Source organism: Dyadobacter soli (genome assembly GCF_900101885.1).
Taxonomy (GTDB): Bacteria; Bacteroidota; Bacteroidia; order Cytophagales; family Spirosomataceae; genus Dyadobacter; species Dyadobacter soli.
In genome coordinates, this window is record NZ_FNAN01000003.1 from 164,294 (window position 1) to 177,393 (window position 13,100).

The window sequence follows — 13,100 nt, forward strand, 5'->3', positions numbered from 1 at the left end:
TTTTTTTTGCCGCTTCATTAAACAAACATTTAAAATAAACATTTGTTCTAGCCATGAAACACCTGTTCCATGTCACGGGAATGCTATGCCTCATGCTGTTTCAGCGAACGCAGGCGCAAGAATACGACCTCAGCCAATTACTGGATCTGGCCATGAAAAACGATTTCAGTGTGCAGGCCGCCCGGCTCGATGAGGCGAAAACGAATGCAAGGATCGACGAGGTGCGCTCCGGGTTGCTGCCAAGCCTGAACGTGTCGGGGGATTATAAGCGGTATTTCAAAATTCCGGGGCAAGTGGTGCCGGCGAGCGCGTTCGGAGGGCCGGAGGGGCAATTTACCACGCTAGCATTCGGGTTGCCCTATAACCTTTCGACCACCGCGCAAGTGACTCAGGCACTGTATAATCCGTCGATAAAATATGCATTGAAAGCGGCCAATCTCAACCGGGAGCTCACATCGTTGAGTACCACAAAAACCAGGGAAGATGTGGCTTATAATGTGACGGACGCCTATTACAACCTGGTTACCGTAGCACAGCAGATGGCGTTTCTGGATAGTAACCTCATCTCGCTCGACCGGCTCTACAAGGTTTCGGATTTGTTATACCAAAACAAACTGGGCCGGCGCGTGGACGTCGACCGGATAATGATTAATAAAACCAGCACCGAAACGCAGCAGGTTACACTGAAAGATAACTATAATCAGTTGGTCAATCTTTTGAAATACTACGCGGGAATACCTCAAAATGATTCTATACGTATATTAATTAGCGTTCGCGATGTGGCCTTGCCGGTTTACGCCGATTGGGACAAGACAAGACGCACGGATGTAGCGTTGCTGCAAAAGCAAAAAGATCTTAACGAGTTGCAGGACAAGAATATACGATCCGGGCTGATCCCTACTGTGAATGCATACGGCGTAGCCAACATGGCCTTCTACGCACAGGGCGGCGAGAACTCGACATTTCAGGATGTACCGGGATACTGGGCGGGTTTGCAGCTCAACTGGAATGTGTTCGATGGCATGGCCAGAAAGGCGAAACGCAGCCAGAACACGATCGACAAGCAGAAACTGGATGTGCAGCTGAAACAGGTCCGCGAGGTGATTCAGATGGAAGAAAACAATGCCCGTAATAAGTTCGGCGTGGAGCAGAAGAATATCAATGCCAAGAAAGACCAGGTAGCATTGGCTGAAAAGGTGTACAAGCAAATCCAGTTGCAATTCAAGGAAGGTACGGTATCGCTGACGGACGTGATCCAGGCCGAAAACAGCCTCCTCGATGCCCAAAGCAACTATCTGACCTCGCTGGTACAGCTTCTGAAAGCCGAACTGGAATGGAAAAAAGCCACCGGGTTACTAGTTCAGAAATAAAAGAAACTTCATCAAAAATGCCGTATTCATCAACAGACGAGCACTTCATCGACAGCTAAAATAATGATTGAATGATTGAATGATTGAATGACTGAATGATTGAATATTTTAATGAGTGAGTAATTGCATAATCTTATAAGTGAATTTGCAATTCTTGAAATGCGCTCTCTTGTAAACCGGTCTCTCCTTTATTCAATCATTCAATCATTCAATCATTCAATCATTCAATCATTCGGTCATTCAAAATTCATTCGGTCATTCAAAATTCATTCGGTCATTCACTCATTCAACATTCATGAAACGTCTATTCATCTTCCTGGGAATTATTGCCGTGCTGGGGCTTACGGCGGCGAAGTTGCTGAGCAACAAGGAAAAAACGGAGCAGAAAGTATATATCCCCGACCCCGATCCCAAAGTTGGGGTGAAGGTGGCGGTTGCGGAAGTGCGCGATCTATCACAGGAATCCGGTTTTCTAGGATCATTTAACCCAAACCGGAAGGCAGAGATCCGCCCGCAGGCGAGCGGCGAAATCGTGAAACTGAATGTGGAAGTAGGACAGCACGTGGCAGCGGGCCAGCTGATCGCGAAAATCGACGACGAGCAGCTGCATTACCAGGTGGAAGCGTTGCAGGTGACTTTGGAAGGTTACCAGAACGATTTGAAGCGGTACGAAGTGTTGGTAAAAGGCGATGCGACGCCGGCAGTGAATGTAGAAAGAACCGAGTTGAGCATCCGCAGCACCCAGGCGCAGATCAAGCAGTTGAATAAGCAGATTAAAAATACCAGCATTATCGCGCCATTTGGCGGCATTATCACTGCCAAAATGGTAGAAAAAGGCTCGGTAGTGAGCCAGGGAACGCCTATCGCGGAGATTACCGACATTTCAGCACTCAAACTCGTCGTGAATATCCCTGAGAAATCGGTGAACGCATTTAAAACCGGCAAAAGCATTCCCGTGCGTACGGATGTATACCCCCATGCGAACTTCAACGGCCGGGTAACGATGGTGGCAGCCCAGGGCGACGACGCACATAATTACCCGGTAGAAATTACAGTGGCCAATTCATCGGTAAACCCGTTGAAAGCGGGCATGTACGGCTCCATTGCCAGCGATTCGAAAGTGAAAGGGGAAGCATTGGCCGTTCCGCGCCAGGCCATTATGGGCTCGGCGAAGCAGCCGCAGCTGTATGTGGTCGAGAATGGTAAAGCCGCATTGCGCGATGTGAGCGTGGGCGCGACCACCAATGAATACTACGAGATTACCAAAGGTCTCAAAGCCGGCGACCGCGTGGTGATTAGCGGGCAGATCAATTTGCAGAACGGAACATCGGTTATCGCACAATAACAACACTTCATCAACAAGCTCATGAAATTCATTGAAACCATATTGAAGCGCCCTTCGATGATCATCGTGCTGTTCGCGATTTTGTTCATCGGCGGGTTGGCGTCCTATAATCAGCTCAGTTATGTGCTGCTGCCGGAATTCTCTGTTCCGACGATTACCATTACCACATTATATCCTGGCGCGGCGCCCACGGAGGTAGAGGCCGAGGTCAGCAAGAAGATCGAGGATGCGGTGTCCGGCCTGGATAATATTGAAGACGTGACTTCCAAATCAATGGAAAGTGCGTCGCTCGTGATCGTGCAGTTCAAGGCAGGTACCGATATCGATAAAGCATTGGAAGACGCCCAACGCGATGTGAACAACATGCTCAGCGACCTGCCCGACGATGCGGAAACGCCTTCGTTGTCGAAAATCTCACCCAGCGACCAGCCCATTATGCAGCTTTTGGCGACTTCCAGCCTGCCTAATGAAGTTTTTTACCAACAGGTGGAAGACAAATACCTGCCGATGTTGCAGCAGATCGAAGGCGTGGCTGAAATCACCATGACCGGCGGCGACCAGCGCGAGATCCGCATTAATGTTAACAATGATAAACTGCGTTTCTACGGATTGTCGCTTTTGCAGGTAACCCAGGCCATTAACCAGGCTAACCTTGATTTTCCGACGGGTAAGGTTAAAAATACGTCGGAGAATATGACGCTACGCCTCGCGGGCAAGTTCGCTTCGCTCGATGACATTCGTAATCTCGTCATCGCCTCGCCGGTGAGCAACAGCCCTATCCGGGTAGGCGACGTGGCCGACATTACCGACGGCCTCACCGATGCCGAGAGCATCAGCCGGTACAATGGCGTGAATGGTATCGGTTTGTTTATCAAAAAGCAATCCGACGCCAATGCGGTCGAGATCAGTAAGATTGTGCAGCAAAAGCTGGCGACGATCGAGAAGGCTAATGCGAAGGATAAAATCAAATTCGCGATCGCGTACGACAGTTCGATATTCACACTGGAATCTGTGGAAGCGGTGACGCACGATTTGGTGATTGCGGTGATCCTGGTGGCGGTGGTAATGCTGCTCTTCCTGCACAGCTTCCGGAATGCATTCATTGTCATGGTTTCGGTGCCGGCGTCGCTCATTGCCGCATTCCTTTTTATGTATGTGATGGGCTACTCGCTCAATCTGATGACGCTCCTCGCATTGTCGCTCGTGATCGGTATCCTCGTGGATGACTCGATTGTGATCTTGGAAAACATCCAGCGGCATTTGGAAATGGGTAAAAACCGGTGGGATGCCACGGTGGAAGGTGTGACCGAGATCGGCTTCGCTGCATTGGCCATTACCCTCGTGATTGTGGTCGTTTTTGTGCCGATTACCATGGTGAATTCGGTGATTGCGGATTTGCTGAGGCAGTTCTCGCTCACAGTAGCATTCGCGACGATGGTCAGTTTGCTGGTGAGTTTTACATTAACCCCCTGGATGACGTCCAATATGGCGAAAGTCGAACGTCTTAACCCTAAAAATCCGGCGCAGGCTTTCCTGATCTGGTTTGAAAAAGGTTTGACGGCTCTCACAAAATGGTACCACGGCTCCCTGGAATGGGTACTGGGGCACAAACTGGCGTTCTCGGGCATATTGGTGGCGATCGTGGTCATGACCGGCTGGGTAATGGGCCTGGGCATTATCGGCTCGGAGTTCGTGGCCGAAGGTGACCAGGGTAAATTCCTCCTCACGATGAAACTCGACAAAAGTGCCTCGCTGCAACAAAACAATCTGACCGCGCGAAGCATTGAGGACTACCTGCGCAAGAAACCCGAAGTAAAAACGATTTTCGCAAACGTCGGTGGCGCCAGTACCGGCCTCAACAGCTCGGGACGCGGCGAAACCAACCGTACCGAGCTGACCGTAGAACTCATTCCGGTAGCCGAACGCAAGAATGCACAGCCGACAGAGGATTACATGCTTTCGGTGCGTAAAGAATTGGAACAAAAATTCGCAGGGGTGGAATTCAACTCGGCGGCGATCGGAATGGTGAATTCCGGCACGGCGCCTATTGAAATATTCCTCAGCGGGGACAACCTCGACAAGATCCTGGCCTCCGCCAACGACCTCGCGAACCGCCTCCGTAAAACACCCGGGGCGAACGACGTGAACGTGTCGGTAGAAGCAGGTAACCCCGAGGTCCGCGTGGATATCGACCGTGAAAAAATGGCGAAACTCGGACTGGACATTCAAACTGTGGGTGCGACAATGCAGAACGCATTTGCAGGTAACGACGATTCCAAGTTCCGCGATGGGGGAGAAGACTACGATATCCGCATTATGCTCGACGCATTCGACCGTAAAAACCCCGAGGATGTGAAGGCGATTACATTTTACAGTCCGGTGGCTAAGCAATCGGTGCAACTGGCTCAGTTTGCGGACGTGACGCTGAGTACTGGCCCGAGCATTGTAGAGCGCAAGAACCGTCGCTCATCCGTCACAGTCACCGCCAATACATTAGGGATAGGATCGGGAACTTTGGTGAGTAATATTCAGGCCGGTTTAAAGGAAAATCCGCTTCCGGACGACATTATACTTACCTGGGGCGGCGACGCGAAAAATCAGAGCGAAGGCTTTGGTTCACTAGGGCTGGCGATGCTGGCGGGACTAATGCTGGTGTATTTCATCATGGTATTGCTCTACGACAGCTTCGTGTACCCGTTTGTGGTGTTGTTCTCGATCCCGGTAGCGGTGATCGGTGCGATGCTGGCGCTGGCATTGTCGTCTTCCAATATTGGAATATTCGCAATGCTCGGAATGCTGATGCTGATCGGCCTCGTGGTAAAGAACGCGATCCTGATCGTGGACTTCGCGAACCAGCAAAAAGCGGAGGGCATACCGTTCCGGAAAGCGATCCTCATTGCCGGTGAAGAACGCCTCCGACCGATCCTGATGACGACCATTGCGATGGTAATCGGGATGGTACCGATCGCTACGGCGACGGGTGCCGGGGCCGAGTGGAAGAACTCGCTGGCATGGGTACTGATCGGCGGTTTGACGAGCTCGATGCTGCTCACCATTTACCTCGTGCCGATGGCATACTATTTGGTAGATCGTCTGGGGGAAAAGTGGAATGCGTGGCGTGCGAAGTCGGGCAGGGTACAGGAAAGCGTGGTGGTGGAAGAAATTTAACGAAACGGAGTCTGGTAACATGAAAAAATTAATGTTTTGTCCGGCTTCTTTAAATTCTTCCCGCAAACGCAAAGTCGGTCAGAGCTTGGCGGTTACAGGTGTAGGCGCAGAAACAGGGCAAAACATTTTTTTTCTTTTTACCCGAAAAATACAAAATGAACGGGTATTTTAATGAACTAGTCCGCCCGGTATTGGGTTTACTTCTTAACCCGAATTATTGCCGAATCAAAATAGGAGTTTCTCAACGGTAGAAATTAATTATTCAAAGGCAATAGATGACGGGTCAACAAGCGAAAAAATCAATAACCAGACTCATGATTTAATTGTACTTAACATGGAAAATAAAAGCTACAATACCAACTGACTTGCCTGATGTCTCCATTCGGGCCGCAGCCTGATGCCAGTAGGCACCCCACTAAAACAAGCTGTTGATTCTGACACAAATTATCTATGGGTAAAATCTTAAATAATCGCATCGCCGAATTCAAAGACCCGGCGATTGCAAGAGCAAAAGGTGTATATCCTTTTTTCAGACCGATCGAGTCCGGACAGGACACAGAGGTTATTATTAACGGGAAGCCGGTCCTGATGTTCGGGTCCAACTCCTACCTGGGTCTGACCTCCCATCCTTATATCATTGAAGCGTCGCAAAAGGCAGCGCAGAAATACGGAACAGGCTGTGCCGGTTCGCGTTTCCTCAACGGAACGCTGGACATCCACGAAGAACTGGAGCGCCGCCTTGCCAAGTATGTAGGAAAAGAAGGTGCAGTGCTTTTCAGTACCGGTTACCAGGCCAATCTGGGCGCGTTATCCTGCCTCACCGGCCGTAACGACTACCTGATCCTCGACGAAAGCGACCACGCGTCCATTATCGACGGAAGCCGCCTGTCGTTCTCGAAAGTGATCAAATACAAGCACAACGACATGGAGGACCTGCGTAAAAAGCTGGCGCTCCTGCCCGAGGAAGCTGTAAAACTGATCGCGACGGACGGTATTTTCAGTATGGAAGGCGACATCGTGAAACTTCCCGAACTGAACGCCATCGCACAGGAGTTCGATGCGACCGTTTTGGTCGACGACGCGCACAGCCTTGGGGTAATCGGTGATAAAGGCGCTGGAACTGCTTCCTATTTTGGGTTAACCGAAACGACCGACCTCATTATGGGAACATTCAGCAAGTCGCTGGCTTCGCTGGGTGGGTTCATTGCCGGTGACGCCGCTACGATCGATTACCTGAAACACCGCGCGCGCTCGCTCATGTTCAGCGCGAGCATGACGCCCGCATCCGTGGGAAGCACATTGGCCGCACTCGACATTATCGAAACCGAGCCGCACCACATGGAACGCCTTTGGGCCAATACCAGATACGCAAAAGAGTTGCTGCTCGTGAATGGTTTCGACCTGGGCGCAACCGAAAGCCCGATCCTGCCGCTGTACATCCGCGACAACGAGAAGACTTTCATCATGACACGCAGATTGCAGGACGAGGGGATTTTCGTGAACCCGGTGGTTTCGCCAGGGGTACGCCCGGAACAATCGCTGATCCGTTTCTCGCTGATGGCTACACATACTTTCAGCCAGATCGAGGAGGCAGTGGATAAAATGTCCCGCATTTACCGTGAGGTTTGTCCTGACGCAATTATCGAAAGACAAAGACTATGACCCGCATAGCCCCCGTAAGCTCTCCGAAGGAATTAGGCAAGTTCATTGATTTTCCACATGATCTGTATCAGCACGATCCGAATTATGTACCGGAACTGTTCATTGCACAAAAAGACATGCTCACACCGGGTAAGCACCCGTTCCATGAGCATTCGGAGGTGAAACTATTTCTCTCCTACGACGGAGACAAAGTGAACGGAAGGATAGCGGCGATTTATAATACGAACCACAATGAGTTTACCAACCGGAAAGACGGTTTCTTCGGCTTTTTCGATACGGTAAATGACCAGAAGGTAGTGAATGCGCTTTTAAAGGAAGCCACTGCCTGGGTAAAGCAAAAAGGGGCTGACACGCTCGTAGGGCCGGTTAATTTATCAACCAACGAAACCTGCGGTCTGCTGATCGAAGGGTACGACCGGCCGCCGATGGCGATGATGCCTTACAATGCATCCTATTATCTGCCATTGCTGGAACAGGCCGGTTTGCGGAAGAAAACCGATTTGCTGGCCTACGAAATCAATGTGTCGGATTCCAATGATAAGTCGGTGCGAATGATCGACGCATTGGAAGGAAGGCTGCAAAGAAGCGGGATCACGATCCGGCAGGTGAATCTGAAAGACTTCAAAAACGAGGTCGTGAAGATCCGCGAAGTGTACAACAAGGCCTGGGACAAGAACCTGGGTTTTGTACCGACTACCGAGGCAGAATTCGAATACCTGGCCAAGGACCTGAAAATGATCCTTGATCCGAGGTACTGTCTGGTCGCTGAAAAAGACAATGAACTGGTTGGATTTATACTCGGTATTCCGGATATCAACCAGATTCTGATCAAAATCAAGCGCGGACGTTTGTTGCCTACCGGGATTTTTAAATTGCTGTTTGGCAAAAAGGACATCACACGCATTCGTGTGCTCACGCTCGGGGTGATTGATGGCTACCGCAAAATGGGTATCGAAGCCTGTTTGTACGGCCGCATTATCAAGAACACCTATGGCACCAAAGTGACCGGCGGGGAGTGTTCGTGGATGCTGGAAGATAATTACCTGATGAACCATGCCATCGAGCAGATCAACGGGAAGCTGTACAAACGGTACAGATTGTTTGAAAAACCGATATGAAAGAAAAGCTATTCATAACAGGGGCCAGCGGATTTATAGGTTACCACCTGGTAGCGGCGGCACTCGAAGCAGGCATGGAAGTCCATGCGGCGGTGAGGCCAAGCAGCGACCTGGGTTTCCTTAAAAAGCTTAATGCCAATGCGCAGGACCTCGTGTATGTGAATGCTGATTTCAGTTCCAAAGATAAATTGACGAAGCTGCTGGAAGACGGGGGTTATACCTACATCATCCACGCGGCGGGAGTGACCAAAGCCAAAACCGCTGCTGCCTATAACCAGGTCAATGCGGAATATTCGCTGAATCTGGCGCAGGCGGCCGTGTCCGCGGATATTCCGTTGAAGCGGTTTGTGTTTTTGAGCAGCCTCGCGGCATTAGGCCCCGCGGCGTACAATGCGGCCCAGCCGATTACGGAAGAAACCTTGCCTGTTCCGGTGACGGATTACGGAAGAAGCAAGCTGCTGGCCGAGCAATACCTGAAAACAGTAAATGGCCTGCCGCTGAGCATTATCCGCCCGACAGCAGTGTATGGCCCCGGCGAAAAGGATCTGTTTGTCCTTTTTAAGACACTCAGCAAAGGACTCGATGCCTACATCGGCAAAGGCCCGCAAAGGTTGAGTTTCGTGTATGTAACAGACCTCGTGACGGCTACAATGGCCGCATTGAGGGAAACGGAGAAGGAAATTACGGTTTACAATATCTCGGACGGACAGGCATATGACCGTTACGCATTGGCAGACCAGTTCAGGGCGATCAGCGGGAAGCAAATCTTCCGCACGCACCTGCCGCTGCTGCTCGTCGAAACGATCGCCCGGTTCCTGGATCTCGTATATGCAAATTCATCAACAACACCGGTTTTAAACCAGGAAAAACTAAAAGAACTCACAGCCCCTAACTGGATCTGTAGCATAGATGCGGCCCGAAATCATCTGCATTACCAACCCCAATACAATCTGCACCAAGGCCTCGCAGAGACATTGACCTGGTATAAGGAGAATAAGTGGCTTTAACTATCGTACCCGCTTGATCATGCGCTGCGGCCGGAGGATAGCCGGCAAGTATGCGGCATACATGATTTGAAACAAGCTGAGGGCAGCCAAAACACGTGACGAACGTTCCAACATGAAAGCAATCAACAGGTCGATATGGCTATACACACTCTTGGTGATCAGCATTTTGCAGATCGGCGCGGGATTAGCCATCGCACAGTCGACGACAACTATAAAAGGTACCGTAACAGACGCAAAGACAGGTGAAACCCTGCCGTTCGTGTCGATCCTGATCCCGGGAACAACCATGGGGACTGCCTCCGATGCCGATGGCCGTTACGCAATGACGTTGCGTGAGGACCATCCGACCGTCAAATTCACTTATGTAGGTTATGTGGCCGTTGAAAGGCCGATCAAGCCGGGCGTGAGCCAGACGATCGACGTGAAAATGACCGTGGACGCCTCCATGCTAAAAGAGGTGACCGTGAAAACCAAGGCCCGCTACCGGAACAAGGACAATCCGGCAGTACAGCTTATCCGCGAGGTGATCGCGCACAAGGATGAGAACCGGCCGTCGAGCAACAACTTTTTAGAATACGAACAGTACGAAAAGATATCGCTCGCATTGAGCAACCTGTCCGACGATTTCAAGGACAAACGCATTTTCAGGAATTACCAGTTTTTGTTCAAAAGCCAGGATTCCACGGCAATGGGTGGCAAGAATATGCTCCCGGCCTACATTCAGGAAAAACTTTCGAAAGTTTACTTCCGCAAAAGTCCCTACAACAGAAAACAATACGTGCTGGCGAACCGCCGGGCGGAATTCGATGCGAAGTTTGTGGATAACGACGGTTTGAGTGCTTATTTCAACCGTTTGTATGAAGATATCAACATTTACGACAACGATATCTCCATTGCCACCAACCTGTTGCTGAGCCCGATCGCGAACTCCGCACCGACATTCTATAAATTCTTCATCCGCGATACCATCAAAACCGCCGATCCGCAGCTGATCGAGCTGGGTTTTGTGCCGCGGAACAAGACGGATATGCTTTTTGAAGGGAAACTATATGTTACCCTCGACGGTAAATACGGCGTCCAGAATGCCTACCTGACCGTGAACAAGGACATTAACCTCAACTTCATGCGCGACCTCGAAGCGCGCCTGGAATTCGAGAAGGGTGTCGACGGACGCTATTTCATGAACAAATCGACCCTCGCGATGGAATTTGCTTTGGGCGAGAAGAATGGCGGTTTGTACGGTCAGCGGACGGTTAATTTCAAGGATTATACCATTAACCAGTCGCGCCCCGACAGCATTTACCGTGGGCCGGGCGAGGAGATCGTGTACAATCCGGAGATCAAAACCAATGAATCGTTCTGGGCGGCCAAGCGGCACATCCCATTGGAACGCACCGAGCTGGACATTTACAAGAATATCGACACGCTCCAAACCATCCCGTCGTTCAAGCGCACGATGGACATTGCGACGCTCTTCCTTTCGGGCTATAAGTCGTTCGGCGCAGTAGAAATAGGGCCGGTGAATACGTTTTACAGCTTCAACCCTGTCGAAGGTTTCCGTCTTCGTTTCGGAGGCCGTACCACTACCGACCTGAGCAAACGCGTGTATTTCGAAACTTACGCGGCCTATGGTTTCAAAGACCGGAAGTGGAAGTACTTTTTGAGCGGTACCTATTCATTCAACAACAAATCGGTATACCATTTCCCGCTGCATTATGTCCGGGCGAGTTTCCAGCGCGATACCAAGATTCCCGGTCAGGAGTTGCAATTTGTGCAGGAGGATAACTTCCTGTTGTCGTTCAAGCGCGGGGATAATAACCGGTGGCTTTACAATGATATTTACAAACTGGAATACGTACGCGAGTTCGAAAGCCGCTTTTCCTACAAAATCGGTTTTACCCAATGGAAGCAGACTCCCGCGGGCGTGCTGCGCTACGAGCACCTGAACGAGGGCGGCGAATTGGAAAACGCGATGACTTTAAACAATACCGAAGCCAACGTGGAGTTCCGCTACGCGCCGCATGAGCAGTATTATCAAGGGAAACTCTACCGGACACCGATCATCAACAAATACCCGATTTTTACCTTACGCTACAATGCGGGTTTGAAAGGGGTTTTTGAAGGTGAAAACGATTACCATAATGTGGCATTGAACATCCAGAAGCGCTTCTATTTGTCGCAGTTCGGTTTCGCGGATATTACAGCGGAGGGTGGTTATATTTTTGGTAAACAAATCCAGTTCCCCCTGCTGACGATCCACCGCGCCAACCAGACTTACGCTTACCAGTTGAACTCGTATAACCTGATGAACTTCCTGGAATTCGCGAGCGACCACTACGCGAGCCTGGACGTGCAGTACTACCTGAATGGCTTTTTGTTCAACAAAATACCATTGCTGAAAAGGCTGAAACTCCGCGAGGTGCTAAGCTTCAAAGGCTTGATGGGCGGCTTGCGGGATGAGAACAACCCGGCATTCAACCCAGGCCTGTACCGTTTCGCGACCGACGACCAGGGCCGGCCGATCACTTACACATTGTCGCGCGAGCCTTACATCGAGGGTAGCGTGGGTATTGCCAACATTTTCAAGCTGTTGCGTGTGGACCTGGTGAAACGTTTCACTTACCTCGATAACCCGAATGTATCGGAATGGGGTATCCGGGCGCGGTTCAGGCTTGATTTTTAAGGCATTGATTTAAAAGAGACACTAATTATGAATTACGCAATCATAGCAGCAGGAGAAGGGTCACGGTTGGCGAAGGAAGGTTTTACACTTCCCAAACCGATGGTGAGCCTGCACGGCGAAATGCTGATCGACCGGCTGATCGGGATTTTCATGCGGAATAATGCGGAGAAGATCATGGTCATCGTGAACGAAGAATCGCCGCTGCTGGAAATGCATTTGATGGGCCTGGCCGAAAACCTGCCCATTCAGATTGTGAAGAAATCGACGCCGAGCTCGCTTCACAGTGTTTACGAGTTGTTCAAAAGCGACCCGGCGCTGAGCGAAGTTTGCCTGACGACGACCGATACTGTTTTCCGCGAAGAAGAATTCAGCGCATTTATCTCTGAATTTGAAGAAAATAAAACACTCGAAGGCCAGATGGCCGTAACCACATTCATCGACGACGAAAGTCCTCTTTACGTGGCAGTTGACGACGACGACCGTATTACCGCATTCACCGACGACAATAGTACCGATACCCCGTTTGTTTCAGGCGGGATTTATTGTCTCAGGAGGAAAGCGATCGAGACCGTGAATGTAGCCGTGGAGAATGGCGTGAGCCGGATGCGGAACTTCCAGCGGCAGCTTGTGGCGGATCGTTTGCATTTGAAAGCCTATCCATTTACCAAAATCGTGGATGTGGACCATGTGAGCGACATCCAGACGGCCGAGCTGTTCCTCAGCGGAGAAGCGGTTTATTGACACCAA

9 protein-coding genes are annotated in these 13,100 nt (G+C 50.6%); all 9 read left to right on the forward strand.

What is annotated here, in order from left to right; genetic code table 11:
• Positions 1–53: 53 nt before the first annotated feature.
• The 9 genes from BLQ88_RS05080 to BLQ88_RS05115 all read left to right on the forward strand — a co-directional run bounded on the left by BLQ88_RS05080 (position 54) and on the right by BLQ88_RS05115 (position 13,094).
• Complete coding sequence (locus tag BLQ88_RS05080) at positions 54–1,370, forward strand: TolC family protein (protein ID WP_090147351.1); 1,317 nt, start codon at positions 54–56, stop codon at positions 1,368–1,370.
• Between the two features lie 295 nt (positions 1,371–1,665).
• A complete protein-coding gene (locus BLQ88_RS05085; RefSeq protein ID WP_090147353.1) occupies positions 1,666–2,715 on the forward strand; it encodes an efflux RND transporter periplasmic adaptor subunit in 1,050 nt (349 codons plus the stop codon).
• Between the two features lie 21 nt (positions 2,716–2,736).
• The gene (locus tag BLQ88_RS05090; RefSeq protein ID WP_090147354.1) at positions 2,737–5,883 is read left to right on the forward strand and encodes an efflux RND transporter permease subunit; all 3,147 of its coding nucleotides are present in this window, start codon (positions 2,737–2,739) and stop codon (positions 5,881–5,883) included.
• 19 nt (positions 5,884–5,902) lie between these two features.
• Entirely contained in the window at positions 5,903–6,055 is a 153-nt protein-coding gene (locus BLQ88_RS36660; RefSeq protein WP_176884900.1) for a hypothetical protein, read from the forward strand.
• A gap of 278 nt (positions 6,056–6,333) precedes the next feature.
• Positions 6,334–7,545 carry a serine palmitoyltransferase gene (gene spt, locus BLQ88_RS05095; RefSeq protein WP_019940713.1) on the forward strand — a complete coding sequence of 404 codons (1,212 nt, stop codon included), beginning with the start codon at positions 6,334–6,336 and terminating at the stop codon, positions 7,543–7,545.
• Complete coding sequence (locus BLQ88_RS05100) at positions 7,542–8,663, forward strand: GNAT family N-acetyltransferase (RefSeq protein WP_090147356.1); 1,122 nt, start codon at positions 7,542–7,544, stop codon at positions 8,661–8,663. Before spt ends, BLQ88_RS05100 begins: the two co-directional genes overlap by 4 nt.
• Positions 8,660–9,670, forward strand: a complete 1,011-nt coding sequence (locus tag BLQ88_RS05105; RefSeq protein ID WP_090147358.1) for an NAD-dependent epimerase/dehydratase family protein — start codon at positions 8,660–8,662, stop codon at positions 9,668–9,670. The genes BLQ88_RS05100 and BLQ88_RS05105 overlap by 4 nt, the downstream gene beginning before the upstream one ends.
• Before the next feature lie 112 nt (positions 9,671–9,782).
• Complete coding sequence (locus BLQ88_RS05110) at positions 9,783–12,353, forward strand: DUF5686 and carboxypeptidase-like regulatory domain-containing protein (protein ID WP_090147359.1); 2,571 nt, start codon at positions 9,783–9,785, stop codon at positions 12,351–12,353.
• Positions 12,354–12,380: 27 nt separating this feature from the next.
• Positions 12,381–13,094 carry a nucleotidyltransferase family protein gene (locus tag BLQ88_RS05115; protein WP_090147361.1) on the forward strand — a complete coding sequence of 238 codons (714 nt, stop codon included), beginning with the start codon at positions 12,381–12,383 and terminating at the stop codon, positions 13,092–13,094.
• Positions 13,095–13,100 lie beyond the last annotated feature (6 nt).

Bases quoted from the DNA above. Each gene is read 5' to 3' on its own strand.
- BLQ88_RS05110 (WP_090147359.1), top strand. From the start codon at position 9,783: ATGAAAGCAATCAACAGGTCGATATGGCTATACACACTCTTGGTGATC.
- spt (WP_019940713.1), top strand. From the start codon at position 6,334: ATGGGTAAAATCTTAAATAATCGCATCGCCGAATTCAAAGACCCGGCG.
- BLQ88_RS05115 (WP_090147361.1), top strand. From the start codon at position 12,381: ATGAATTACGCAATCATAGCAGCAGGAGAAGGGTCACGGTTGGCGAAG.
- BLQ88_RS36660 (WP_176884900.1), top strand. From the start codon at position 5,903: ATGAAAAAATTAATGTTTTGTCCGGCTTCTTTAAATTCTTCCCGCAAA.
- BLQ88_RS05090 (WP_090147354.1), top strand. From the start codon at position 2,737: ATGAAATTCATTGAAACCATATTGAAGCGCCCTTCGATGATCATCGTG.
- BLQ88_RS05105 (WP_090147358.1), top strand. From the start codon at position 8,660: ATGAAAGAAAAGCTATTCATAACAGGGGCCAGCGGATTTATAGGTTAC.
- BLQ88_RS05085 (WP_090147353.1), top strand. From the start codon at position 1,666: ATGAAACGTCTATTCATCTTCCTGGGAATTATTGCCGTGCTGGGGCTT.
- BLQ88_RS05100 (WP_090147356.1), top strand. From the start codon at position 7,542: ATGACCCGCATAGCCCCCGTAAGCTCTCCGAAGGAATTAGGCAAGTTC.
- BLQ88_RS05080 (WP_090147351.1), top strand. From the start codon at position 54: ATGAAACACCTGTTCCATGTCACGGGAATGCTATGCCTCATGCTGTTT.